We start from the raw sequence: 24,971 nt of genomic DNA, 5'->3' as shown, positions 1-24,971 counted from the left end.
TACCCTGCGCCGGGACCAGGGCGGCCGGCACCGTCTGGTCACCTCTCTCGCCGAAGCCTGGGTGAACGGCCTGCCGGTGGACTGGAGCACCCTCCTTCCCGCCACCACCGCCCACATCGACCTCCCCACCTACGCCTTCCAACACCGCCACTACTGGATCGCCCCCGCTTTGCCCGGTCGCTCGCCTGCCTTCACGGAGACCGTCGGCACCGCTCCCGAGACACCGTGGAACCCCAAGCTCGCCGAACTGGACGAGGCAGGGCGCCGCCGCGAGGTGCGCGACATGGTGCTCAGGCAGGTCGCCGCCGTCCTCCGGCACGGCGCCACCGAGGACATCGACCTTGACCGGCCCCTGCGCGAGCTGGGATTCGACTCGCTGACCGCCATGGAGCTCCGCAACAGGATCAACGCACTCACCGGACTCGACCTGCCCGCCACCGTGGTCTTCGAGCACCCCACGCCCGGTGCGCTGGCCGACTGTGTGGGCGTGGCACTGGCCGGCCAGGACTGGGAGTTCGGCGAGACTCAGGAGGCGGCCCTCGCCACCTCCGGATTCGGACCGGACGCGGGCGGCCCGTTCCGCGCCCTCTTCCGGCAGGCGGTCAACGATGACCAGTACGACCTGTTCATCGACGTGCTTGCCGTGGCATCCGCCTTCCAGCCGAAGTTCGAGACCCCCGACGCCTGCCCGGAGTCGCTCGAACCGGTCCGGCTCGCCACCGCCGACCCGGCCACCGCCGACCCGCGCCGGGCCGCGTCCCGCGCCCTGCTCGTCGGCTGCACCGGCACCGCCGCCAACGGCGGCACCCAGGAGTTCATGCGGCTCAGCGCTTCCTTCTCCGGGCAACGGGACTTCCTCGCGCTGCCGCTGCCCGGCTACGGCAGCAGCGGGATCCGCACCGTGCCGCTACCCGCCACCCTCGAAGCCGCGCTCGACGCCCAGGCCCTCGCCCTGCTGCGGTCGACGGCCGGTCAGCCCTTCGTCCTCGTCGGCCACTCCGGCGGCGCACTGCTCGCGCACGCGCTGGCAGGCAGGCTGGAGGAGGTCTACGGAGTGGTGCCCGCCGGCGTCGTCCTGGTCGACCCCTACCCGCCGGGCCACCAGGCGCCCATCGAGGCATGGGGTCAACTCCTGGGCGAGGGGCTCTTCGCGGGCGAGCTGGAGCCGATGCCCGAGTCCAAGCTGCTCGCCATGGGCCGGTACGCGCGCTTCCTGGGCGAACGGCCGCCGGCCCCCACCAGCGCGCCCCTGCTGCTGGTCCGCGCCGAGGAACCGCTGGGCGCATGGCCCGAGGAGCGCGGCGACTGGCGCGCCCAGTGGGACCAGCCGCACACCGCGGTGGACGTCCCGGGCGACCACTTCACCATGATGCGGGACCACGCTCCCGCCCTCGCGCAGGCCGTCGCCGCATGGCTGGACGGCATCGAGACCACCGGCGTCCAGGCTCGCCACACCGCACAGAAGCAGAAGGGGAACCAGTGAACGACAGAGCTCGGCAGGAGGACGGCGGACTGTGGCTCAGGCGATTCCACCCGTCGCCCGACAGGACCGTGCACCTGGTCTGTCTGCCCCACGCCGGTGGCTCGGCCAGCTACTACTTCCGTTTCTCGGCGGAACTTCACCCCTCCATCGAAGTGCTGGCCGTGCAGTACCCCGGTCGCCAGGACAGGCGCAACGAACCCTGTGTGGAGAGCGTCGACGAACTCGCCCAGCACGTGGTGCGGGCCACCGAGCCGTATTGGCAGGAAGGCCGACTGGCGCTCTTCGGGCACAGCCTGGGCGCCTCCGTCGCCTACGAGGCCGCCCGCATCCTCGAACAGAAGCACGGCGTACGGCTCGACGGCCTGTACGTCTCCGGGCGGCGGGCTCCGTCCCGCCCCCAGGACCGCACCGTGCACCAGCTCGACGACCGCAGCTTCCTCGCCGAGATCCAGCAGCTCAGCGGCACCGACGACGGGGTGTTCCGCGACGAGGAACTGGTGCGCATGGTGCTCCCCGCCCTGCGCAGCGACTACAAGGCCGCCGAGACCTACACCTACCGGCCCGGCCTCAAGCTCGAATGCCCCGTGATGGCGCTGACGGGCGACAGCGACCCCAGGGCGCCGCTGGCGGAGGTCGCCGAGTGGCGCAAGTTCACCCGGGGCTCCTTCTGCCTGCGGGCCTACCCCGGCGGCCACTTCTACCTGAACGACCTGTGGCACGAACTCTGCAACGACATCTCCGACCACATGCTCGTCACCCGTGAGGAACCCGGCACAGAGCCCCGGACCGGCTTTCTGAGAGGAGCTGCGAACCCATGGCAGCAGCACCAGAGGTGAACGGGGACGGCCCCACCGCCATCACCCAGCCCCCGCTGCGCACGACCGCACGAACCGCGTCCGACAGCGAACTGGGCAACCACCTCCTCGAGACCAGGGGGCTGCACTGGATACACGCCGCGAACGGCGACCCGTACGCCGTCGTCCTGCGCGCCCAACTCGACGACCCCTGTCCGGAGTACGCGCGGGTCCGCACCCGCGGCCCGCTGTCCTTCAGTCCCACCGGTAGTTGGGTCACCGCGGACCACGCCCTCGCGGCGCAGGCCCTCGGCTCGCCGGACCTGGGCCTGTCCACGGCCGACGGCCGCCCGGTGCCCCAGCAGGTGCTCGCCTACGGCGAAGGAAGCCCACTGGAGCTGGGCCCGGATGCCCGTGCCCGGCTCAGCCAGGAGAGCGCCCGCACCTTCGCCCCCGAGGCCCTGGAACGGCACCGCGCCACCGTGGACCGCGTCCACCAGGACGTACTGCGCACCCGCGTCCCCGGCCCGGCAACGGGACAGGACTTCGAGCTGATGGGCGACTTCGTCCGGCCCGCGGTGACCGCCGCGACCGCTGCCGTGCTCGGCGTCCCCGAGGAACTGCGCCAGGAGTTCGCCACCTGCGCGGAACGGCTCCGGCTGCTGCCCGACAGCCTGCTCGCCCCGCAGTCCCTGTGGAAGGTGCGCTCGGCACTCGACGGGCTGGCGGAACTGGACGCCCTGTCGGCCGCCCTCCCCGACCCGGCGCCCGGCACCGGAGCACGACCGCTGCGGGCCCAGTCGTGCGCCCTCGGCGTCACCGCCGCGGCCCACCTCGCCGGCAACGCCGTCCTGGCGCTCCTCGACGACCGCTCCCAGTGGCGGCAGGTGTGCGAGACGCCGGAACTCGCCGCGCACGCCGTGGAAGAGACGCTTCGGCACGATCCACCGGTGCAGTTGGACGCCCGGACCGTGCTGCGCGAGACGGAACTGGCGGGCAGACGGCTGCGGGCCGGCACCCACGTCGTCGTCCTCACCGCCGCGGCCGGCCGGGACCCCTCGGTCTTCGCCGACCCGGACCGGTTCGACCTGGGCAGGCAGAACGCCGCCGCACACCTGGCCCTGCACGAGAGCGGGCACCACGGCGCGGTCGCCCCCCTGGTCCGTCTCCAGGCGCAGGCCGCCCTGCGCGCCCTCGCCACCCGCTTTCCCGGGCTGCGCCAGGCCGGGCCGGTGCTCCGGGCCCGCCGCACCCCCGTCAGCCGGGGGCCCCTGAGCGTACGGATGACCACCTGAACGCCCTGGAGCCGCGCCGCCCCCGCATCCGCGGCGGAGGCCGTTCCCTGAGCCCTCGCCACGCCGTTCGCCCGTACCCCCGCCTTCGCAGAGGAAGGACAGCGATGCCATGCGCGTACTGCTGACCTCGTTCGCACACCACACGCACTACTACGGCCTGGTGCCGCTGGCCTGGGCGCTGCGCGCCGCCGGACACGAGGTGCGGGTGGCGAGCCAGCCCGCCCTCGTCGACACCATCACCGCGTCCGGCCTGCCCGCGGTGCCCGTCGGCACCGACCACCTCATCCACGAGTACCGGGCGCGGATGTCCGGCGAGCCCCGCCCCAACCACCCGGCGATCGCCTTCGACGAGGCCCGCGCCGAACCTCTGGACTGGGAGCACGCCCTCGGTATCGAGGCCATCCTGACCCCGTACTTCTACCTGCTGGCCAACAACGACACGATGGTCGACGACCTGGTCGCGTTCACGCGCTCCTGGCAGCCCGACCTGGTGCTGTGGGAACCCACCACCTTCGCCGGGGCCGTCGCCGCGCATGTCACCGGCGCCGCGCACGCCCGGGTGCTCTGGGGGCCCGACGTGATGGGCAGCGCACGCCGCAAGTTCGTGGCGCTGCGCGACCAGCAGCCGCCCGAGCACCGCGAGGACCCCACCGCCGAGTGGCTGACGTGGACCCTCGCCCGCCACAGGGGCCCCGCCTTCACGGAGGAACTGGTCACCGGCAAGTGGACCGTCGACCCGACCCCGCCCAGCCTGCGCCTGGACACCGGCCTGCCCACCGTCGGCATGCGGTACGTGCCCTACAACGGCACCTCGATCGTGCCGGACTGGCTGTGCGAGCCGCCCGAGCGGCCCCGGGTGTGCCTGACCCTCGGAGTCTCGGCGCGCGAGGTGCTCGGTGGCGACGGCGTCGAGCAGGGCGACATCCTGGAGGCTCTCGCCGACCTCGACATCGAGCTCGTCGCCACCCTCGACTCCTCGCAGCTCGCCGGAGTCCGCAGCTACCCGAAACACACGCGCTTCGTGGACTTCGTGCCCATGCACGCCCTGCTGCCGAGCTGCTCCGCGATCGTCCACCACGGTGGCGCCGGCACCTACGCCACGGCCGTCGTCAACGCGGTGCCGCAGGTGATGCTCGCCGAGCTGTGGGACGCGCCCGTCAAGGCGCGCGCCATCCAGGAGCAGGGCGTCGGCTTCTTCCTGCCCCCGGCCGAACTCACCCCGCAGGCGGTGCGCGACGCCGTCGTCCGCATCCTCGAAGACCCGGCGATCCCCGCCGCCGCACAGCGGCTGTGCGAGGAGACCTGCGCCGATCCGACCCCCGCCGGACTGGTTCCCGAACTGGAACGGCTCACCGCCCGGCACCGCAGCACCCCGGTGGGCGTCCCCGCCGGCCCCGACCCGCTCCGGGGCGCAGCCCCCGGCATACCGAAGTAGGAACCCATGTACGAAGTCGACCACGCCGATGTCTACGACCTGTTCTACCTCGGCCGCGGCAAGGACTACGCGGCCGAGGCAGCCGCCATGGCCGAACTGGTACGCTCCCGCACCCCCGGCGCCGCCTCCCTCCTCGACGTGGCCTGCGGCACCGGCACCCACCTGGAGCACTTCGTCGCGCAGTTCGCCGAGGCCGAGGGGCTCGAACTCTCCGCCGACATGCTGCGCCACGCCCGCTCCCGCATCCCCGACGTGCGCCTGCACCAGGAAGACATGCGTGACTTCCGGCTGGGGCGCACGTTCGACGCGGTGGTCAGCATGTTCAGCTCCGTCGGCTACCTGCGCACCACCGCCGAACTCGACGGCACCCTGCGGACGTTCGCGGCCCACCTGGCGCCGGGCGGCGTGGTCGTCGTCGAACCCTGGTGGTTTCCCGAGACGTTCATCGAGGGCTGGGTGTCCGCCGACGTCGTCCGCAAGGACGACCGGACCGTGGCCCGCGTCTCGCACTCGGTGCGGGAGGGCAACGCGACCCGTCTGGAGGAGCACTTCACCGTCGCCGACTCCGGACTCGGCATACGGCACTTCTCCGAGGTCCACCTGATCACCCTGTTCCACCAGGGCGAGTACGAGAAGGCGTTCGAGACGGCCGGGCTGCGCGTCGAGTACCTGGAGGGCGGCCCGTCCGGCCGCGGCCTCTTCGTCGGCGTCCCCGCCTGACCCCACAGACCCCCCAAGGAAACAAGGAAAGCGAAGAACAGTGACGATACGTTTACGAATACCCGGCTCGCGACGCCGCCGGGCAAGCGCCAGAACGCTGACGCTCGCCGTCGTCGCGAGCCTCCTCGCCGGCACCACCGTCGCAGCCGCGGCCCCCGGCGCGGGCGGCCCGGCCGAGAACGGCGCCGCACAGACCAGTACGGTCGAGGACCTCGTCGCCCGCATGACGCTCGACGAGAAGCTCTCCTTCGTGCACTGGCACCTGGACCCGGCCCGGCAGAACGTCGGCTACCTGCCAGGCGTGCCGCGCCTGGGCATCGCCGAGCTGCGGTCCGCCGACGGCCCCAATGGCATCCGGCTGGTCGGCGGCACCGCCACCGCGCTGCCCGCGCCGATCGCCCTGGCCAGCACCTTCGACGACACCCTGGCCGACAGCTACGGCAAGGTCATGGGCCGCGATGGCCGCGCACTGGGCCAGGACATGGTGCTCGGCCCCATGATGAACAACATCCGCGTCCCGCACGGCGGCAGGAACTATGAGACCTTCAGCGAGGACCCCCTGGTGTCCTCGCGGACCGCCGCCGCGCAGATCAAGGGCATCCAGAGCCAAGGTCTGATGACGACGGCCAAGCACTTCGCGGCCAACAACCAGGAGAACAACCGCTTCGGCGTCAACGCGAAGGTCGACGAACAGACGCTCCACGAGATCGAGTTGCCCGCCTTCGAGGCCTCCACGAAGGCCGGGGCCGCCTCCTTCATGTGCGCCTACAACGGTCTCAACGGCAAGCCGTCCTGCGGCAACGACGAACTTCTCAACGGAGTGCTCCGCGCCCAATGGGGCTTCCAGGGCTGGGTGATGTCCGACTGGCTCGCCACCCAGAGCACCGACTCCATCACCAAGGGCCTCGACATGGAGATGGGGCTCGAACTACCGGGCGACATCCCGCCTGGCGCGCCCGAGCCCGAGCCCGCGTACTTCGGCGCGGCCCTGAAGAAGGCCGTCCAGGACGGCACCATCCCGGTGACGGTCCTCGACCGTTCGGTGGAGCGCATCGTCGGCCAGATGGAGCGCTTCGGACTCGTAGGCGGCACCGTCCCGGCCCGCCCCGAACGCGACCGGACCGGCGCCCAGGCCGTCTCGCAGAAGGTCGCCGAGAACGGCGCCGTCCTCCTGCGCAACCAGGACGGTGCGCTCCCGCTCACCGGCGACGCGGGCACGAGCCTCGCCGTCATCGGCCCCACCGCCCAGGACCCCAAGGTCACCGGACTGGGCAGCGCCCATGTGGTGCCCGACTCGGCTGCCGCGCCCCTGGACACCCTGCGCCGGCGCGCCGGCGCAGGTGCCCAGGTGTCGTACGAGGCCGGTGAGCAGATCTTCGGGTCGCTGATCCCGGACACTGCCCTCAGCCCCGCCTTCAAGCAGGGCAAGCAGCTCGAACCAGGGGAGAACGGCACCCTGTACGATGGCACGCTGACCGTGCCCGCCGACGGCGAGTACCGCATCGCCGTCCGTGCCACCGGCGGCTACGCCACCGTCACCCTCGACGACCACGTCATCGAGGCCGGACAGGTCTACGGCAAGGTCAGCAGTCCGCTGCTCAAGCTCGCCAAGGGCACCCACAAGCTCAGCATGACGGGCTTCGCCATGAGCGCGACGCCGCTCTCGGTCGACCTCGGCTGGGTGACCCCGGAGGCGGCCGACGCGAGCATCGCGCGCGCCGTCACGGCCGCGAAGAACGCGAAGACCGCCGTCGTCTTCGCCTACGACGACGGCACCGAGGGCGTCGACCGCCCCTCGCTGTCCCTGCCCGGTACCCAGGACAAGCTGATCTCGGCGGTCGCCGACGCCAACCCGAACACGGTCGTGGTGCTGAACGCCGGCTCGTCCGTGCTGATGCCCTGGCTGGACAAGACCCGGGCCGTCCTGGACATGTGGTACCCGGGCCAGGCGGGCGCCGAGGCGACCGCGGCCCTGCTGTACGGCGACGTCAACCCGAGCGGCAAGCTCACCCAGAGCTTCCCGGCCCGGGAGGACCAGCACGCGGTCGCGGGTGACCCCAAGCGCTACCCGGGCGTCGACAACCAGCAGGAGTACACCGAGGGCATCCACGTCGGCTACCGCTGGTTCGACAAGGAGAAGGTGCGCCCGCTGTTCCCGTTCGGGCACGGGCTCTCCTACACCTCGTACACGTACGGCGCGCCGACCGTGGAGCCCTCCGCCGACGGCGGGCTCCAGGTCACGCTCACCGTGCGCAATACCGGACAGCGCGCCGGGCAGGAGGTCGTCCAGGCATACCTCGGCGCCAGTCCCGACGTGACCGCGCCGCAGGCCGTCAAGAAGCTGGTCGGCTACTCCAAGGTCGCGCTCGCCCCCGGTGAGCAGAAGCAGGTGACCCTGAAGGTGGACCGCCGCCAGCTCCAGTACTGGGACACCGCCTCGCACGCCTGGCGTACCGGCACCGGCGACCGGCTCCTCCAGGTCGGCACGTCCTCCGCCGACCTCAAGGGCAGCGTGACGGTGAACATCGCCGAGTAGCAGCCCACGCAGGGCAGTTGTCCCTGCCGGCAGACGAAAGGCGGTGCCCGCCACCTCGAACCGAGGCGGCGGGCACCGCCCGTCGCGCGGCGGCCGGAGGCCACGGATCAGTCCGCGTGCTCCGCCCAGTCGCGCACCGCCGCGCTCACCTCCCGGGCCCGTGCCGCGCCCAGATGTGGGCCGATCGGCAGGCTCAGCACCTCTCGGGCGACTCTCTCGGCCAGCGGCAGCGAACCGGCCTCGTGGCCCGCAGTGGCGTACGCGGGGGAGAGGTGCACCGGCACCGGGTAGTGCGTCAGCGTCTCGATGCCGCACCGTGCCAGATGGTCCCGCAGCGCGTCGCGGCGCGGCGTGCGCACGGTGAACAGGTGCCAGACCGGTTCCGTGTCCGGCGCGGTCGCCGGCAGGGTGAGGCCCGGGGCGTCGCGAAGCTCTGTGAGATAGATGTCCGCGAGCGTCGCCCGGCGCGCGTTCCACTCGTCCAGGCGCGTCAGCCGGACCCGGAGCACAGCCGCCTGGACCTCGTCCAGCCGGGAGTTGCCGCCCTGGATCTCGTGGGCGTACTTCTGCCGCGAGCCGTAGTTGCGCAGCATCCGCAGCCGTTCGGCGAGTTCCGGATCCCCGGTCACCACCGCTCCGCCGTCGCCGAAGGCGCCCAGGTTCTTGCCCGGGTAGAAGCTGAAGGCGACCACCGAGGAGCCCGCGCCGACCCGCCTGCCCCGGTAGCGGGCGCCGTGCGCCTGCGCCGCGTCCTCCACCAGGTGCAGGCCGTGTCGGCGGGCGAGTTCGCCGAGGGCGTCCAGGTCCGCCGGGTGGCCGTAGAGGTGCACCGGCAGAAGGGCCCGGGTGCGCGGCGTGATCGCCTTCTCGACCAGCACCGGGTTCAGCGTGGGGTGGTTCTCGTGCGGCTCCACCGGAACCGGGGTGGCCCCCGTCGCCGAGACCGCCAGCCAGCTCGCGATGAACGTGTGGGAGGGGACGATCACCTCGTCGCCCGGCCCGATGCCCAGGCCTCGCAGCGCCAGATGCAGCGCGTCAAGGCCACTGTTGACGCCGACGCAGTGGGCGGTCTCGCAGTAAGTGGCGAACTCGCCCTCGAATGCCTCCAGTTCGGGCCCGAGTAGATAGCGTCCCGAGTTCAGCGCGCGGGCCACGGCCGCGTCCGTCTCTGCCCGCAGCTCGTCGTGGGCGGCCCTGAGGTCGAGGAACGGCACCCGGGGGCTCACGAGCCGACTCCGGCCGCCCGGGACGCGGGCTTCAGCGGCTTCCACCAGTTCCGGTTGTCCCGGTACCAGCGCACGGTGCGCGCCAGGCCCTCGGCGAAGTCCACCCGCGGGCGGTAGCCGAGCTCGCGCGCGATCTTCCCGCCGTCCAGCGAGTAGCGCAGGTCGTGCCCCTTGCGGTCGGCCACCGGACGCACCGACGACCAGTCCGCCTCGAAGAACTCCAGCAGCAGGCCGGTCAGTTCGCGGTTGCTCAGCTCGCGGCCACCGCCGATGTGGTACACCTCGCCCGCTCTGCCTCCGGCGAGCACCAGCGCGATGCCGCGGCAGTGGTCGTCCGTGTGCACCCACTCGCGGACGTTTCCGCCGTCGCCGTACAGGGGCAGCTTCTCGCCCTCCAGCAGGTTCGTCACGAACAGCGGGATCAGCTTCTCCGGATGCTGGTAGGGTCCGTAGTTGTTGCAGCAGCGGGTCACCCGCACGTCGAGGCCGTGAGTGCGGTGGTAGGCGCGGGCGAGCAGGTCGGAGCCCGCCTTCGAGGCGGCGTAGGGGGAGTTGGGCTCCAGCGGGCAGTCCTCGGTCCAGGAGCCGGTGTCGATCGACCCGTACACCTCGTCCGTGGAGACGTGCACCATCCGGTCCACTCCGGCGTCCAGCGCGCACTGCAACAGGGTCTGTGTGCCCAGCACGTTGGTACGGGTGAACACGGACGCGCCCGCGATGGAGCGGTCCACATGGCTCTCGGCCGCGAAGTGCACAACGGCCTCCACCCCGCGCAGTGCGCGCGCCAGCAGGTCCGCGTCGCAGACGTCGCCGTGCACGAAGCGCAGACGGGGGTCGCCGGACACCGGAGCGAGGTTGGTCCTGCTGCCCGCATAGGTGAGGCTGTCCACGACGATCACCTCCTCGGCCGCCAGATCCGGGTACGCCCCGGCGAGTAGCTGCCGCACGAAGTGTGAGCCGATGAAGCCCGCACCTCCGGTCACCAGAAGCCGCACTGCTGCCATCCTTTTCTGTCGAGGGGGTTCGGTCGTGGAGGCAGGCGGGTCACGGGGCGGCCCGGCCCGCGATCTCCATCAGGTACGTGCCGTAGTCGGTGTGGGACAGGCCCAGCCCCAAGCGGTGGCAGGCGTCGGCGTCGATGAAGCCCATCCGGAACGCGATCTCCTCCAGACCCGCGATCCACACGCCCTGGCGCTCCTCCAGCACCTGCACGTACTGGCTCGCCTTGAGCAGCGAGTCGTGGGTGCCGGTGTCCAGCCAGGCGAAGCCTCGGCCGAGATCGACCAGATGGGCGCGGCCCTGCTCCAGGTAGACGCGGTTGACGTCGGTGATCTCCAGTTCGCCGCGCGGCGACGGCCGGATGTTCTTGGCGATGTCGACGACTTCGTTGTCGTAGAAGTACAGGCCGGTGACGGCGAGGCCGGAGCGAGGCGCGGACGGCTTCTCGGTCAGGCCGGTCAGCCTGCCCTCGGCATCCACCTCGGCCACCCCGTACCGCTCGGGGTCCTTGACCGGGTAGCCGAAGAGCACACAGCCGTCGAGGCGGGCGATGCTGCGGCGCAGGAGCGCGTACAGGCCGGGGCCGTGGAAGATGTTGTCGCCCAGGATCAGCGCGCAGGGGTCGTCGCCGATGTGGTCGGACCCCACCAGGAACGCTTCTGCGATTCCCTTGGGCTCCTTCTGTACGGCGTAGTCGAGCGTGATGCCGAGGGAGCTTCCGTCGCCGAGCAGGGAAGTGAAGAGTTCGATGTGCTGGGGGGTGGAGATGATTTGGATTTCCCGGATTCCGCTGAGCATCAGAACGGACAGCGGGTAATAGATCATCGGCTTGTTGTAGACCGGAAGAATCTGTTTCGAGATTACCGAGGTCGCCGGATGCAGTCGAGTTCCGCTTCCACCGGCCAGGACTATTCCCTTCATTCCCGGAATTTAGCAGGGTGGGTGACCGGATTACGGGTCGCACTTCAGAAATAGGGGTCGCTAGGGGCCGTACAGGGGGAGCGTGCCACTCCGCCTGCAAGGGGTGGGCGAGCGTGGGGACGGGATGCGGAGAACACCGAGGGCCCGGCCGTACGGCCGGGCCCTCGGTGTGCGTACGGATCAGCGCAGGAAGCCCCGCGCCTTCTGCCAGCCGTCCGCGGTGTCCTGCTCCAACTGGTTCAGCCGGGCGGTCACCACCTGGTCGAAGCCGTCCATGAAGTACTCGTCGCCCTCGGCCGCCGCCACCTCGCCGCCCTTCTGTACGAACTCGGTGACGACCTGCTCCAGCGTGGTGCCAGGACCGACCCGGCCCGCGATGTAGCGGTGCGCGCCGTGCAGGTCGGGGAAGCCCGCCTCCCGATACAGATAGACGTCGCCCAGCAGGTCGACCTGCACCGACACCTGCGGGTGCGCGGTGGGCCGCATGGTGGCGGGCCTGATCCGCAGGAGTTCCGCGTCGGCCCCCGCCCGCAGGCTCTCCAGCGCGTAGCCGTAGTCCACGTCGAGCCCGGGGGTGCGGGCGCGCACCCGCTTTTCGAAGGCGGCCAGCGCCTCCTGGAGTTCGGCCCGCTCGGCCTGCGGCAGCCGGCCGTCCTCCCGGCCGCTGTAGTCCTCACGGATGTTGACGAAGTCCACCGACCGGCCGTCGCCCGCCTCGTCGAGCTCGGCGATGAAGTCGACCAGGTCGAGCAGCCTGCGGGCCCGGCCGGGCAGCACGATGTAGCTGAACCCCAGCCGGACCTGCGACTCCCGCTCCGCCCGCAGCCGCTGGAAGCGCGCGAGGTTGGCACGCACCCGGCCGAAGGCGTTCCGCTTGCCCGTGGTCTGCTCGTACTCCTCGTCGTCGAGCCCGTACAGCGATGTGCGCACGGCGTGCAGGTCCCACAGCCCCGGCTGCCGCTTCAGGGTCGGCTCGGTGAGCGCGAAGGAGTTGGTGTACACCGTGGGCCGCAGGCCGCGGCCGGTGGCGTGGGAGACCAGACCGCCCAGACCGGGGTTGGTCAGGGGCTCCAGGCCACCGGAGAAGTACATGGCGTACGGGTTGCCCGGCGGTATCTCGTCCAGCACCGAACGGAACATCCGGTTGCCGGACTCCAGCGTGGACGGATCGTAGCGGGCGCCGGTCACCCGCACACAGAAGTGGCAGCGGAACATACAGGTGGGGCCCGGGTACAGGCCGACGCTGTACGGGAAGACGGGCCTGCGCTCCAGGGCGGCGTCGAAGATGCCACGCCGCTCCAGCGGCAGCACGGTGTTCTGCCAGTACTTTCCGGCGGGCCCCGACTCGACGGCGGCGCGCAGCTCGGGCAGCCGGCCGAACAGGCCCAGCAGACGACTGAACGCCTCCCGGTCGACGCCCAGTTCCGCGCGCGCCCGCTCCAGCGGGGTGAACGGCTCGTTGCCGTAGCGGACGGCGAGTTTCAGCAGGTGGCGGGCGGCGTCGTCGGCTTCGTCGACCGGGATGAGTGCGTTGGAGGCCAGGGCATGCCGGACGGCGTGGGCCGCTGCCGCCAGATCGGCGCCGGGGTGCGCGCAGCTCTGGAGCGCAGCGGTCGGGACGGGGGCGGGGGCGGTCATCGGGTGCGTCCAATCGTGGGCGTCGCGACGGCGGGGGACGGGGGCGTGGCGCGGTACCGGGCGGTCAGGTCGGGCCCCTGGCGCGCGCAAAGCCGTATGACCTCGCCGATCCGGCGGATCTCGTCGTCGCCGACCGAGGTGCCGGTCGGCAGGGCGAGCACCCGCTCGGCCATGTGCTCGGTGTGCGGGAGCGGCGCGTGCCGCGACCGCCGGTAGGGCTCCAACTGGTGGCAGGCAGGGGAGAAGTAGGCCCGGGTGTGCACATGCTCGGCGAGCAGCACGTCCCGCAGCACGTCGCGGTGGAACCCGGCGGTCTCGGCGTCGATCTCGATGACGACGTACTGGTGGTTGTTGATGCCGTGGCTGTCGTGGTCGGCCACCCGGACACCGGGCAGGTCCGCCAGTTCCGCCCGGTAGGCCGCGTGGTTGCGCCGGTTGCACACGACGACCTCAGGGAACGCCTCCAGCGAGGTCAGGCCCATCGCGGCGGCGGCCTCGCTCATCTTGGCGTTGGTGCCGCCTGCGGGGCCGGCGCCGGACAGCCCCGCGCCGAAGTTGTGCAGGGCGCGCACCCGGGCGGCGAACTCGGCGTCGTCGGTCACCACCGCGCCGCCCTCGAAGGCGTTGACCGCCTTGGTGGCGTGGAAGCTGAAGACCTCCGCGTCGCCGAGGCTGCCCGCCGGCCTGCCGTCCACCGCGCAGCCCAGGGCGTGTGCGGCGTCGAAGAACAGGGGCAGCCCATGCTCGTCGGCGACCTTGCGCAGGCCGTCGGGCGCGCAGGGCCGGCCCCACAGGTGCACGCCGAGCAGCGCCGAGGTGCGGGAGGTGACGGCAGCCGCCGCCCGCTCCGGGTCGAGAGTGCCGGTGTGCGGGTCGATGTCCGCGAAGACCGGGGTGAGGCCGAGCCAGCTCACCGCGTGCGCGGTGGCGGCGAACGTCATCGACGGCATGATCACTTCGCCGGTCAGCCCCGCGCCGTGCACCAGCAGTTGGAGGGCGACGGTGGCGTTACAGGTGGCCACGGCGTGCCGTACGCCGGCCAGCTCCGCCACCCGCTGCTCGAACTCCTGCACCAGCGGACCACCGTTGGACAGCCACCCGCTGTCCAGGGCGCGGTCGAGCCGTTCGTAGAGCTTCGCCCGGTCGATGCGGTTGGGCCGCCCCACGAGGAGCGGCCGGTCGAAAGCGGCAGGGCCGCCGAAGAACGCGAGGTCGGCTAAATCGCTTTTCAAGGATATTCCCTCCGGGCCGCCGTCACGAATTGCTTGCCGGTCCGGGAGCCCCGAACGAGGTCTCTGTTGCTCCACCGTGACGTCAGGACGTGGCGGTCGATTCCCGAGGGACTCTAATCCGCGTCCCACGGCCCGACAAGAGAGCCCTGTGTGCTTCAGATCACATCCGGCCGCAAAGTATTCCTTCCGGAGTCGCCTTGTGATGATGCTTGAATGCCGCCCGGGAATACGGGAGTTGCCGGTCTGCTCCAAGGTCCGCACCCGGCGAGCGAATGCGTGACGTTTCCAGAAGAACTCCCACCATAGGAGTGCACAGTGAATGCTGGAGAGGGGGCGGCGGTGCCTGCCCCGGTGCTCGATCTGGCCGCCCTGGGTGACCGGTTCACCCTCGACCCCTACCCGACGTACGCCCGCATGCGGTCCCAGGGCCCCGTGCACAAGGTGCACACGCCCGACGGGGAGGACGTCTGGCTGGTGGTGGGGCACGAGCAGGCCCGCGCGGTGCTCACCGACCCCCGCTTCAGCAAGGACTGGGTGAACTCCTCCACCATGCTGAACGACGCCGAGGCCGAGGTCGCGGGCAACATGCTGGAGTCCGACCCGCCGCGTCACACCCGGCTTCGCAAGCTCGTGGCCCGCGAGTTCACCGCGCGCCGTATCGAACGGATGCGCCCGCGCATCCAGCAGATCGTCGACGATCTCCTGGACGCGATGAGTCTGAGCCCCGACGGCCGGGCCGACCTGATCGAGGCCCTGGCCTGGCCCCTGCCGATCACGGTGATCTGCGAACTGCTCGGCGTGCCCGAGCAGGACCGCTCGGCCTTCCGCGGCTGGACCGACACACTGGTCTTCCCCGAGGGCGCCGACGACCGGGACCGCGCCCTCACCGGGATGACGGAGTACCTCACCGGACTCATCGCCGACAAGCGCCGGCAGCCGGACGACGACCTGCTCAGCGCACTCGTGCGCACCAGTGAGGAGGACGGCTCGAAACTGTCGTCCGAGGAATTGGTCGGCATGGCCTTCATCCTGCTGATCGCCGGGCACGAGACCACCGTCAACCTGATCGGCAACGGTGTGCACGCCCTGCTCACTCACCCCGATCAACTGGGCGCCCTGCGCTCCGACATGACGCTCCTGGAGGGCGCCGTCGAGGAGATGCTGCGCTATGAGGGCCCGGTGGAGACCGCCACCTACCGCTTCCCGACCGAGCCCGTGGACCTGGGCGGCACCGTCGTCCCCGCGGGCGACTCCGTGCTCGTCGTCCTCGCCGACGCCGACCGCTGCCCCGCGCGCTTCCCCGAACCGAGCCGCTTCGACGTCCGCCGCGACGCCCGCGGGCACCTCGCCTTCGGGTACGGTCTGCACCACTGCGCCGGCGCCCCGCTGGCCCGCCTGGAGGCCCAGATCGCCGTCGGCTCCCTGTTGGAGCGCTTCCCCGACCTCGGGCTCGGCGCGGACCCGGACGCCCTGGTCTGGTACCCCAACATGATGATCCGCGGTCTCAAGGCGCTGCCCGTGCAGTGGAGCACGGCACGCGCCGCCGCGCAGGAGCCCGCCGTATGAGCCCCGTGGAACAGCCCCGGACGCCGCGCCAGGACGACGGCCCGGCCGACCTCGCCGACCTGCTGCACGCCATGGTGCGCATCCGCGTCGCCGAGGAGACCATCGGCGACGTCTACCGCGACGAGCAGGAGATGCGCACCCCCGTGCACTTCTCCATCGGCCAGGAGGCGACCGCCGTGGGTGTGTGCGCCGCGCTGCGCCGCGAGGACCTCGTCTACGGCGGTCACCGCTGCCACGCCCAGTACCTCGCCAAGGGCGGCGACCTCGACGCCATGGTCGCCGAACTCTACGGACGGCGGACCGGATGCGCGGCCGGTCGCGGAGGCTCGGTCCACCTCACCGACCTCGAGGCCGGGTTCGGCGCGTCCTCCGCGATCCTCGGCGAGATGATCGCCGTCGCCACCGGCGCCGCCTGGACCTTCGCCGAACCCTTCGACCGCACCGAGGGACGGCTGGGCCGGATCGCCGTCACCTTCTTCGGCGACGGCGCCTCCGAGGAGGGCGTCTTCCACGAGTCGCTCAACTTCGCCTCCCTGCACCGGCTCCCGGTGCTCTACGTATGTGAGAACAACCAGTACTCCCTCTCCTCCGGGCTCGCCGCCCGGCAGCCCGCGGGCCACAGCATCACCGACCGGGCCCGCGGCTACGGCATCACCGCCCGCCGCCTCGACGGCAACGACGTCGTCGCCGTCCACGAGGCCGCACGCGAGGCGGTGCGCCACTGCCGCGAGGGCCGGGGGCCGTACTTCCTGGAACTGGACACCTACCGCTGGCGCGAGCACGTCGGCCCGAACCGGGACCACGAACAGGGCGTGCGCCCCGCCGCCGACGTGGAGTCCTGGATGCGGCGCTGCCCCGTCCGCCGCGCCACCGAGGCACTGCGCGCCACCGACCCCGGCATCGACGCCCGGGTCGCGACCTGGACCCGACAGGCCCGCGCCGAGGTGAACGCGGCGATCGACGCGGCGAAGGCGAGCCCCTTCCCCGCCGTCTCCGACCTGCTCACCGGCACCTACGCCACCTGACCGAACCGGCCGCAGGCCAGGAGAGAGAAACAGCCAATGCGCAAGATCGCCTACTTTCAGGCCATCGGCGAGGCCACCGTCCAGGCCATGGAGGCGGACCCCCGCATCGTGGTCGCGGGCCAGGGTGTCGACGACCACAAGGGCGTCTACGGCACCACCACGGACGCCTTCGCCCGTTTCGGACCCGCCAGGGTCAGGGACATCCCCAACGGCGAGAACGCCTTCGCGGGCATTGCCGTGGGCGCCGCCACCACGGGCATGCGCCCCTTGGTCGTCCACACCCGCGACGACTTCATGTTCCTGGCCATGGACGGCATCTTCAATCTGGCCGCCAAGTGGCGCTACATGTTCGGCGACCGGGGCGGCGCGCCGGTGGTCATGCGCGGCATCGTGGGCCGCGGCTGGGGCCAGGGCGCCACCCACTCGCAGAGCCTTCAGTCCCTCTTCGGCCACTTCCCCGGCCTGTACGTCGTCACCCCGGCCTCCCCGTCCGACGCCAAGGGACTGCTGATGAACGCCCTGCGGTCCGAGGACCCGGTCGTCATCCTGGAGAACCGGGGCCTGTACGAGCTGACCGGCGAGGTGTCCGAGGAACCCTTCACCGTGCCCTTCGGCAAGGGCCGGATCGCCCGCGCCGGCACCGACGTCACCGTCGTCGCCGCTTCGCTGATGGTCCACGAGGCCGAGCGGGCCGCCGACGCGCTGGCACTGCGCGGGGTGCGCGCCGAAGTGGTCGACGTGCGCAGCATCCGCCCGCTGGACGACGCCCTGATCCTGGAGTCCGTCGCCCGCACGGGACGCCTGGTGGTCGCCGACACCAGCTGGGCCCGGTACGGGCTCGCGGCCGAAGTGGCGGCGGTGGTCGCCGAACACGACCCCGGGATGCTGCGCGCCCCGGTACGCCGCGTCACCCTGGCCGATTGCCCGGCGCCGGTGTCCTGGCCGCTGGAGGAGGCGTTCAACCCCGGGGCCGAGTCCGTGCTCCACGCCTGTCTCGAACTCCTGGGTGAGGAGCCCGGAAACGGGCCCCGGATGGAACACGTCATGAAGGGGTTCGTCGGGCCCTACTGAACGCGCCCCGCAGACGGGCCCCGCACCCACCGAAACGCCAGGCCAGGTCGGTGACTTTCGATCGGAGGCGGTCACTCGGAGACTGAATCGGCACTCTGCGTTGTCACAAGAGCTGGTTAGAGTGATCAACGGGAGCGCCGAAGAGGTCGGCACCTGGACGAGTGGGGGTGCTCGGATTTGTATCTGGTGGAGCGCGAGACGGAAACAGCCCATTTAAGGGCGGTACTTGACGCTTCCTCCGCCAGGGAGGGCGCGCTGGCCGTGATCTCGGGGCCGGCCGGCAGCGGGAAGACGGAACTGCTGAGGGAACTCCTACGGCTCGCGGCCGAGCGGAACGTCCCGGTATGGGCGGCGCGCGCCCTGCCAGGCGAGCGAGACCTGCCGCTGGGGGTGGTGGGTCAATTGGTGCGCAGTGCCGAGGGCGGCGACGTCGACACCGCCCCCGCGCGGGCGGTGCTGGACGCCGTGACGGAGCGGGCCGCGCACGGCCGCGTCACCCTGGAGGCGGACGAGACGTACACCCTCCACGACTGGCTGCGTGGTGCGGTGCGCCGGAAACCGCTGCTCGTCATCGACGACGTGATGCTGGCCGACACCGCGTCCCTGCGTTTCCTGCGGCACTGCGTCGCCCACTCCGACCAGGACGGCACCGGGTTCGTCGTCACCGAACGCTCTTACACGCGCGCCGACCACGCCGACTACCGCTCCTTCAGAGCCGAACTGATACGCCAGCGGCACTGCCGGAACATGTGGCTGGCCGGGCTGCCTCCCAGCGGCATCGAGAGCGTCCTCACCGCCCACTACGAATCGGCGAGCGCCCGACGCCTGGCCCCGGCCTACCACGCGGCGACCGGTGGAAATCCGCTCCTGGTCCGCGCCCTCATCCAGGACCGGGACGCCGCCCGCAGCGCGAGCTTCCCCGCCCTTGACGACGACGCGCCGATACCTGGCGGCGCCTTCGCCCACGCCGTCCTCGACTGCCTGCACCGCACCGAGGGCGGCGTCCTGGAGACCGCGCGCTGGCTGGCGGTCCTCGGCCACGCCGACCCGGCCTTACTCGAACGGCTCACCGGGGCCACCGGCCAGACCGTCGAACGCGACCTTCAGGAACTGGCCGCCATCGGCCTGCTGGACGGCGACGGCGCCCTGCGGCATCCGGCGATCGGCGAAGCCGCCCTCCAGGAGCTGCCGACCGCCGACCTGGCCGCCATGCACGGCGCCGCAGCCGAGCTGCTGTACCAGGCCGGTGCGGAGGAGCACGTGGTGGCCCGCCACCTCCTCGCGGGCGACCTCACCAACGGCACCTGGACGCTGCCCCTGCTGGAGCGCGGAGCGCAGCAGGCCCTCTTCGAAGACCGGCTCGACGACGCCTTCCGGTTCCTGGAACTCGCCGTGCGCTCCAGTACCGACAACGCCGAACTGGCCCGCCTCGCCCCTCACCTGGTGGCGGCGTCCTGGCGGCGCAACCCGAACATGACCACCCGGGCTCTCACGCTCTTCGACCAGCTCCTCGGCAGCGGCCTGGAACCCGGCCAGCCCGTCCTCCCGCTCATCCGCTGCCTGGTCTGGTACGGGCGGCTGCCCGAGGCGGCCGACGCGCTCTCCAAACTGCGGGTCGGCTCCGAGTCCGAGAACCTGGAGCTGGCCATGACCCGGATGTGGTTGGCCGGACTCTGCCCCCCGCTCCTGGAGTCCCTGCCTCCGGAGGCCGACATCGACCGCGGCCCCGTCCAGGTCCGCCTCGCCGCCCGCTACACCGCCCTCCAGGCCCAGAGTCGGGTGCTGCACCGCGGCCCCGACGACGCGAGCGTCGCGCAGGCCGAGCAGATCCTCCAGAGCAGTCGGCTGTCGGAGGAGACGTACGAGGCGGTGGAGGCGGCCCTGCTCGCCCTCGTCTACGCCGATCGGCTGGACCGCGCCCTGCGCTGGTCGGACGAGCTGCTGGCCGCAGCGGTGGAACGCCGGTCACCCGGCTGGGAGGCCGTCTTCGCCGCCATCCGGGGGCTGGTCGCGCTGCGCTGCGGCGACCTGCCCACGGCCCGCTCCCGGACCGAACGGGCGCTCTCCCACGCCCAGCCGGAGAGCTGGGGGCTCGTCGTCGGCGCACCGCTCTCCTCCCTGCTGCTCGCCTGCACCGAGGTCGGCGCCTACGAACAGGCCGAGCGGGTGCTGCGGCAGCCTGTGCCGGACACGATGTTCGACTCCCGGCCCGGCGTGGAGTACATGCACGCCAGGGGCCGCTACTGGCTGGCCACCGGCCGACTGCACGCCGCGCTCGGCGAGTTCATGCTCTGCGGCGAACTGCTGGGGAGCTGGAACCTCGACCAGCCCTCCATCGTGCCCTGGCGCACCTCCGCCGCCGAGGTCTACCTGCGGCTTGGCAACCGGCAGAAGGCCCGGGTGCTCGCCGAGTCGCAGCTCGCCCTGCTGCGCCCCGGGCACATCCGCACCCGGGGGCTGACCCTGCGCGTGCTGGCCGAGGCCGTGGACGGGCAGCAGGCCGAACGCTTCCACGCGGAGGCGGTCGACCTGCTGCACGAGAGCGGCGACCGGCTCGAACACGCCCGCGCCCTGGCTTGCATGAGCCGCCACCAGCAGTCCATGGGCGAGAACGACCGGGCCAGGATGACCGCGCGCCTCGCCAGTGACATGGCCTGGGCCTGCGGCGCGTACCCGTTGGCCGAGGAGAGCCTGCCCGGACGCAGCAGGCTCAAGGCCAAGCCGGTTCCCCCCGAACTGGAACTGCCGGGCGGCGAGGACGTCGCCCGGCTGTCCGACGCCGAGCGGCGGGTCGCGGCGCTGGCCGCCCGTGGGTTGACCAACCGTCAGGTAGCGCGTCGGCTCTGCGTTACTGTCAGCACGGTCGAACAGCATCTGACCCGCGTCTACCGGAAGTTGAACGTGACCCGGCGGGTGGACCTCCCGGCCTACCTGGCGCAGGACCAGTCCGACACCGCCTGACCACCAGCGCGCTGGGCGGTCGGTCTCATGGCCGAGCACGGCATCAGCGACGTCTACGCGAGCCGACATCCGGGATGCGGCACCCCGCACGACACCCGTGTGAGAGGAAGGAAGGAGAGGGGGAGTTCAGGGTGCGCGGTGCGACGTGCGGGAAGTGGCGGTCGGCAGCGGCGCCTGTGCCGCCCGTGTCACATCCGAGACCAGCTCGACCACATCGGGCCCGTACGCCTGCGAGTTGACGACCTTCAGCAGCAGCACGAAGGAGTTGGCGCCGTACTTGCGGGCCAACCGCTCATGGTTGCGGGCGAGATAGCGCGTCGCCGCCTGGTTGGTGATCGCCCGCTGCCCGCAGAAGAGGAACACCGGGCGCGCCTCGCGCCGCTCGCCCGCGGTGAGCCGGGCCAGCATCACGTACTCCGCGACACCGGGCTCCATGCGATAGCGCTCACTGCCGATCTGGAAGGCGCCCTGGTCAGGACCCGGATCCGGGGCGACGTTGACCCGCACACCGGGCAGCATCGCCGCCATATGGGCCAGCATGCGCCGGTTCGAACCGGGCCCGCCCACACAGAACTCGGTGCGCTCCCCGAAGCTCTGCTGGACGTTGTCCTGGGTCACCATCTGCATATGGGCCCCGCAGTCCTTGATCAGTGCGGCCAGTTCCAGCAGGGCGAACACATCGAAGCGGTGCACGGCCGGTTCGGAGGTGGACGGGTCGCGGTTGACGACGAGCAGGGACTCCGCGTTCTCCGGCAGTCCGAGGAACGCCTGCTGACGGCGGAGCTTGCGGTTCCACAGGTAGGTCCGGGATATCCAGCCCAGCCCGGCGCTGATGCCCGTGGCCACCAGACCCAGGATGATGTTGAGTACGTCGTCGTTCATGGGCGCGCATGCTAGTGCACCTCTGTGCTGCCTCTGTGCGGCCTCTGTTCGGCACGGACTGTCGTGACCCCGGCAATGCGGTTACGCTGCGTGGACGGACGTCGACTGGAGGTACGAATGCGTCACCCTGTCGCACGGAGTCTCGCGGTGCTGGCGGTCACGACCGCCGTGGTGTCGGTGGGAGCGGCGCCGCCGTCGTCCGCCCGGACCCCGGCGAAGGCGCCGGTGGCCGTCGGATACGGCGGCGCCGTGGCGAGCGTCGACGCGGACGCCACCGCCGCCGGTATCGAGGTACTGAAGAAGGGCGGCAACGCGGTGGACGCGGCCGTCGCCACGGCCGCCGCGCTCGGCGTCACCGAGCCGTACTCCTCCGGCATCGGCGGGGGCGGCTACTTCGTCTACTACGACGCCAAGTCCCGTACGGTGCGCACCATCGACGGCCGCGAGACCGCGCCGCTGACCGCGGACTCCGGGCTGTTCCTGGAGAACGGCAAGCCCCTCGCCTTCGACGACGCCGTCACCAGCGGGCTGAGCGTCGGCACCCCGGGCACGCCCGCCACCTGGCAGAAGGCCCTGGACGCGTGGGGCAGCAAGCGGCTGGGCACGGTCCTCAAGCCGGCCGAGCGGCTCGCGCGCGACGGGTTCACCGTCGACGACACCTTCCGCTCGCAGACCGCCGCCAACGAGACCCGCTTCCGCTCCTTCCCGGACACCGCCAAGCTCTTCCTGCCCCACGGCGCGCTCCCGGTCGTCGGCTCGACCTTCAAGAACCCCGATCTCGCCCGCAGTTACGAGGAGCTGGGCAAGAAGGGCATCGGCGCGATCTACCACGGCGACCTCGGCAAGGACATCGTCGCCACCGTGAACAAGCCGCCGGTGGACCCGCGTTCGGGCTGGAACGCCCGCCCCGGCAAGCTGTCCGCACGCGACCTCGCGGCCTACCGGGCCAAGCTCCAGGCGCCCACGAAGACGTCCTACCGCGGTCTCGACGTCTACTCCATAGCCCCCTCCTCGTCCGGCGGTACGACCGTCGGTGAGGCGCTCAACATCCTGGAGAAGACCGACCTTTCGAAGGCGAGCGAGGCGCAGTACCTGCACCACTTCATCGAGGCCGGCCGTATCGCGTTCGCGGACCGCGGGCGCTGGGTGGGCGACCCGGCCTTCGAGGACGTACCGGCGAAGGAACTGCTGTCGCAGAAGTTCGCCGACTCACGCGCCTGCCTGATCAAGAACGACGCGGTACTGACCAGTCCGCTGGCGCCGGGCGACCCGCGCCATCCGGTGCGCTGCGGCACCGGGGGCACGGCGGCCCCGACTACGTACGAGGGCGAGAACACCACGCATCTGACGGTCGCCGACAAGTGGGGCGACATCGTCTCCTACACGCTCACCATCGAGCAGACCGGCGGCAGCGGCATCACCGTCCCGGGCCGTGGCTTCCTGCTCAACAACGAGCTGACGGACTTCTCCTTCGCCCCCGCGAACCCGGCCGTCCACGACCCGAACCTGCCCGGTCCGGGCAAGCGCCCGCGCTCCTCGATCTCCCCGACGATCGTCCTCGACCAGCAGGGCCGCCCGGTCGTCGCGCTCGGTTCGCCCGGCGGCGCGACCATCATCACCACCGTGCTCCAGACCCTGACCGGCTTCCTCGACCGGCATCTGCCCCTGGTCGACGCGATCGCCGCGCCCCGCGCCAGCCAGCGCAACGCGGCGAAGACAGAACTCGAACCCGCCCTCTACGACAGCGCGCTCCGCGGCCGACTGGAGGCGATCGGCCACTCCTTCACCCCGAACCCCGAGATCGGCGCGACCACCGGCGTCCAGCGACTCCCGAACGGCAAGTGGCTGGCGGCAGCCGAGACGGTACGCCGTGGCGGTGGCTCGGCGATGGTCGTGGATCCGACGGGCTGACGGGCTGAGAGGGGGTAGCCCGGTACCGGAGGTGCGGAAGCCCGGACTCTGGCGGACGGACTTCCGCGCGGGGGCGCTCCTGGGGATTCCCACGGTGGACTCCTGTCCCGCACCCGTGTGTCCGGGGAATGTCCCGGCCTGGTGGCCGGGGTTCATTCCTACGTGAGCGACCTCGCGTCGAGGGCAGGGTGCAGGAAGGGAGTCAGTCCTTCAGCATCTCGTCGCGTACCCGGATCCAGTCCAGGGAGGCCCGGATGCCCTCCTCAAGGGAGAACTTCGGGGTCCAGCCGAGGAGTTGCCGGGCCCGGTCGCTCTTGGTGCAGGCGCCGGCGACGTCACCGGGGCGCGGCTCCGCGTCCACGGTGACGAGCGGGGTGTCGGCGACCCGGTCGAAGGCCGCGCACAACTCCCGTACGGTCGTGCCCGAGCCCGTGCCCAGGTTGATCGCCAGCGACGGCCGCGCCTCCGTGAGAAGGGCGTCGAAGCGGTCGATCGCCGCGAGATGGGCCGCGGCCAGATCCCAGACGTGCACGTAGTCCCGGATGCCCGTGCCGTCGCGTGTGGGGTAGTGGGTCCCGGTGACGGGGAAGGCCGTGCCCTCCTGGTACGCCTGGATCATCTTCCCCAACGCATGGCTCGGGCGCTTGAGTTGAAGCCCCGTACGCATCTTCGGGTCCGCCCCGATGGGGTTGAAGTAGCGCAGCGACAGTACGCGCATCTGTCCGGCCGCGGCGATGTCCGCGAACATCTCCTCGCACATGGCCTTGGTCCGGGCGTACGGGCTCTGCGGTCCCAGGGGTGAGTCCTCGTCGACCGAGGAGCCGTCGTCGGCCCGGTAGATGGAGGCCGAGGAACTGAAGACGAGGCGGTCGCAGCCGTTCCTGCGGAGATGCCGGACGAAGTCCAGGCTCTTGGTGACGTTCGCCTCGTAGTAGCCGATGGGGTCCGCGACGGACTCCGGAACCACGATCAGCGCCGCGCAGTGCACCACGGCGGAGATGTCCGGGTGTTCGGAGAAGATCCGGTCGATCAGGGCGCCGTCGCGGATGTCACCCTCGTAGAAGGCCCGCCCGTCGGTGAACTCTCTACGGCCGCTGACGAGGCTGTCGAGGATCACCGGGGTGATCCCCTCGTCCATACAGGCCGAGGCCACGGTACTTCCGATGTAACCGGCTCCACCGGCGATCAGAACAGTCACGATGTATCTCTTCCCGGTATCTCTTCCCGGCCGTTCCGGCAGTTCCGGCAGTTCCGGCCGTTCCGGAACGAGTCGGCA

Annotated in this window: 18 protein-coding genes; 11 read left to right on the top strand and 7 right to left on the bottom strand. The window is 71.4% G+C overall.

What is annotated here, in order from left to right:
* From NGF19_RS26925 to NGF19_RS26900, 6 genes are all read left to right on the top strand, one after another.
* Positions 1–1,483 (top strand): alpha/beta fold hydrolase (locus NGF19_RS26925; protein WP_252428162.1); only part of this gene is annotated, 1,483 nt, incomplete at its 5' end.
* Positions 1,480–2,319 carry a thioesterase II family protein gene (locus NGF19_RS26920; RefSeq protein ID WP_252428161.1) on the top strand — a complete coding sequence of 280 codons (840 nt, stop codon included), beginning with the start codon at positions 1,480–1,482 and terminating at the stop codon, positions 2,317–2,319. The genes NGF19_RS26925 and NGF19_RS26920, both read left to right, overlap by 4 nt.
* Positions 2,298–3,572, top strand: a complete 1,275-nt coding sequence (locus NGF19_RS26915) for a cytochrome P450 family protein (RefSeq protein WP_252428160.1) — start codon at positions 2,298–2,300, stop codon at positions 3,570–3,572. Before NGF19_RS26920 ends, NGF19_RS26915 begins: the two co-directional genes overlap by 22 nt.
* 109 nt (positions 3,573–3,681) lie before the next feature.
* Complete coding sequence (locus NGF19_RS26910; protein WP_252428159.1) at positions 3,682–5,007, top strand: activator-dependent family glycosyltransferase; 1,326 nt, start codon at positions 3,682–3,684, stop codon at positions 5,005–5,007.
* A 6-nt stretch (positions 5,008–5,013) separates the two neighbouring features.
* The gene (locus tag NGF19_RS26905) at positions 5,014–5,727 is read left to right on the top strand and encodes a class I SAM-dependent methyltransferase (protein WP_252428158.1); all 714 of its coding nucleotides are present in this window, start codon (positions 5,014–5,016) and stop codon (positions 5,725–5,727) included.
* 40 nt (positions 5,728–5,767) lie between these two features.
* Positions 5,768–8,263 (top strand): beta-glucosidase H, encoded by a 2,496-nt coding sequence (locus tag NGF19_RS26900; RefSeq protein ID WP_252428157.1) that lies wholly within the window; start codon positions 5,768–5,770, stop codon positions 8,261–8,263.
* A gap of 107 nt (positions 8,264–8,370) precedes the next feature.
* Here NGF19_RS26900 and NGF19_RS26895 read toward each other — a convergent pair whose 3' ends face one another.
* The 5 genes from NGF19_RS26895 to NGF19_RS26875 all read right to left on the bottom strand — a co-directional run bounded on the left by NGF19_RS26895 (position 8,371) and on the right by NGF19_RS26875 (position 14,279).
* Positions 8,371–9,489 (bottom strand): DegT/DnrJ/EryC1/StrS family aminotransferase, encoded by a 1,119-nt coding sequence (locus NGF19_RS26895; RefSeq protein WP_308288559.1) that lies wholly within the window; start codon positions 9,487–9,489, stop codon positions 8,371–8,373.
* A complete protein-coding gene (rfbB, locus tag NGF19_RS26890; protein WP_252428156.1) occupies positions 9,486–10,493 on the bottom strand; it encodes a dTDP-glucose 4,6-dehydratase in 1,008 nt (335 codons plus the stop codon). Before rfbB ends, NGF19_RS26895 begins: the two co-directional genes overlap by 4 nt.
* Positions 10,494–10,533: 40 nt before the next feature.
* Positions 10,534–11,409: a glucose-1-phosphate thymidylyltransferase RfbA gene (gene rfbA, locus NGF19_RS26885; protein WP_252428155.1), complete on the bottom strand. Its 876-nt coding sequence runs from the start codon at positions 11,407–11,409 to the stop codon at positions 10,534–10,536.
* A gap of 180 nt (positions 11,410–11,589) precedes the next feature.
* A complete protein-coding gene (gene desII, locus NGF19_RS26880; protein WP_252428154.1) occupies positions 11,590–13,047 on the bottom strand; it encodes a dTDP-4-amino-4,6-dideoxy-D-glucose ammonia-lyase in 1,458 nt (485 codons plus the stop codon).
* Positions 13,044–14,279, bottom strand: coding sequence for a dTDP-4-dehydro-6-deoxyglucose aminotransferase (locus NGF19_RS26875; RefSeq protein WP_252428153.1), 1,236 nt, complete (start codon positions 14,277–14,279; stop codon positions 13,044–13,046). Before NGF19_RS26875 ends, desII begins: the two co-directional genes overlap by 4 nt.
* A gap of 339 nt (positions 14,280–14,618) precedes the next feature.
* On the opposite strand from NGF19_RS26875, the gene NGF19_RS26870 reads away from it, so the two are divergent.
* The 4 genes from NGF19_RS26870 to NGF19_RS26855 all read left to right on the top strand — a co-directional run bounded on the left by NGF19_RS26870 (position 14,619) and on the right by NGF19_RS26855 (position 20,902).
* The gene (locus NGF19_RS26870) at positions 14,619–15,845 is read left to right on the top strand and encodes a cytochrome P450 family protein (protein WP_252428152.1); all 1,227 of its coding nucleotides are present in this window, start codon (positions 14,619–14,621) and stop codon (positions 15,843–15,845) included.
* The gene (locus NGF19_RS26865; RefSeq protein WP_252428151.1) at positions 15,842–16,870 is read left to right on the top strand and encodes a thiamine pyrophosphate-dependent dehydrogenase E1 component subunit alpha; all 1,029 of its coding nucleotides are present in this window, start codon (positions 15,842–15,844) and stop codon (positions 16,868–16,870) included. The genes NGF19_RS26870 and NGF19_RS26865 overlap by 4 nt, the downstream gene beginning before the upstream one ends.
* Positions 16,871–16,906: 36 nt before the next feature.
* Positions 16,907–17,941: an alpha-ketoacid dehydrogenase subunit beta gene (locus NGF19_RS26860; RefSeq protein WP_252428150.1), complete on the top strand. Its 1,035-nt coding sequence runs from the start codon at positions 16,907–16,909 to the stop codon at positions 17,939–17,941.
* Positions 17,942–18,127: 186 nt separating this feature from the next.
* Positions 18,128–20,902: an AAA family ATPase gene (locus NGF19_RS26855; RefSeq protein ID WP_252428149.1), complete on the top strand. Its 2,775-nt coding sequence runs from the start codon at positions 18,128–18,130 to the stop codon at positions 20,900–20,902.
* Between the two features lie 126 nt (positions 20,903–21,028).
* Here NGF19_RS26855 and NGF19_RS26850 read toward each other — a convergent pair whose 3' ends face one another.
* A complete protein-coding gene (locus NGF19_RS26850) occupies positions 21,029–21,784 on the bottom strand; it encodes a hypothetical protein (protein ID WP_252428148.1) in 756 nt (251 codons plus the stop codon).
* A 117-nt stretch (positions 21,785–21,901) separates the two neighbouring features.
* On the opposite strand from NGF19_RS26850, the gene ggt reads away from it, so the two are divergent.
* Positions 21,902–23,695: a gamma-glutamyltransferase gene (gene ggt, locus NGF19_RS26845; RefSeq protein WP_252428147.1), complete on the top strand. Its 1,794-nt coding sequence runs from the start codon at positions 21,902–21,904 to the stop codon at positions 23,693–23,695.
* 202 nt (positions 23,696–23,897) lie between these two features.
* Here the strand turns inward: ggt and galE are convergent, their stop codons facing one another.
* The gene (gene galE / locus NGF19_RS26840; protein ID WP_252428146.1) at positions 23,898–24,893 is read right to left on the bottom strand and encodes a UDP-glucose 4-epimerase GalE; all 996 of its coding nucleotides are present in this window, start codon (positions 24,891–24,893) and stop codon (positions 23,898–23,900) included.
* Positions 24,894–24,971 lie beyond the last annotated feature (78 nt).

Origin of the sequence: Streptomyces macrolidinus, from assembly GCF_023887685.1 — a bacterium.
Classification (GTDB): domain Bacteria; phylum Actinomycetota; class Actinomycetes; order Streptomycetales; family Streptomycetaceae; genus Streptomyces; species Streptomyces macrolidinus.
This window is presented reverse-complemented; position numbering and strand designations above follow the sequence as displayed.

What these genes read in the sequence shown, in the direction of transcription:
- rfbA (WP_252428155.1), bottom strand. Translation starts at nt 11,409, where the DNA reads ATGAAGGGAATAGTCCTGGCCGGTGGAAGCGGAACTCGACTGCATCCG.
- NGF19_RS26850 (WP_252428148.1), bottom strand. Translation starts at nt 21,784, where the DNA reads ATGAACGACGACGTACTCAACATCATCCTGGGTCTGGTGGCCACGGGC.
- NGF19_RS26865 (WP_252428151.1), top strand. Translation starts at nt 15,842, where the DNA reads ATGAGCCCCGTGGAACAGCCCCGGACGCCGCGCCAGGACGACGGCCCG.
- NGF19_RS26910 (WP_252428159.1), top strand. Translation starts at nt 3,682, where the DNA reads ATGCGCGTACTGCTGACCTCGTTCGCACACCACACGCACTACTACGGC.
- NGF19_RS26860 (WP_252428150.1), top strand. Translation starts at nt 16,907, where the DNA reads ATGCGCAAGATCGCCTACTTTCAGGCCATCGGCGAGGCCACCGTCCAG.
- NGF19_RS26905 (WP_252428158.1), top strand. Translation starts at nt 5,014, where the DNA reads ATGTACGAAGTCGACCACGCCGATGTCTACGACCTGTTCTACCTCGGC.
- ggt (WP_252428147.1), top strand. Translation starts at nt 21,902, where the DNA reads ATGCGTCACCCTGTCGCACGGAGTCTCGCGGTGCTGGCGGTCACGACC.
- desII (WP_252428154.1), bottom strand. Translation starts at nt 13,047, where the DNA reads ATGACCGCCCCCGCCCCCGTCCCGACCGCTGCGCTCCAGAGCTGCGCG.
- rfbB (WP_252428156.1), bottom strand. Translation starts at nt 10,493, where the DNA reads ATGGCAGCAGTGCGGCTTCTGGTGACCGGAGGTGCGGGCTTCATCGGC.
- NGF19_RS26915 (WP_252428160.1), top strand. Translation starts at nt 2,298, where the DNA reads ATGGCAGCAGCACCAGAGGTGAACGGGGACGGCCCCACCGCCATCACC.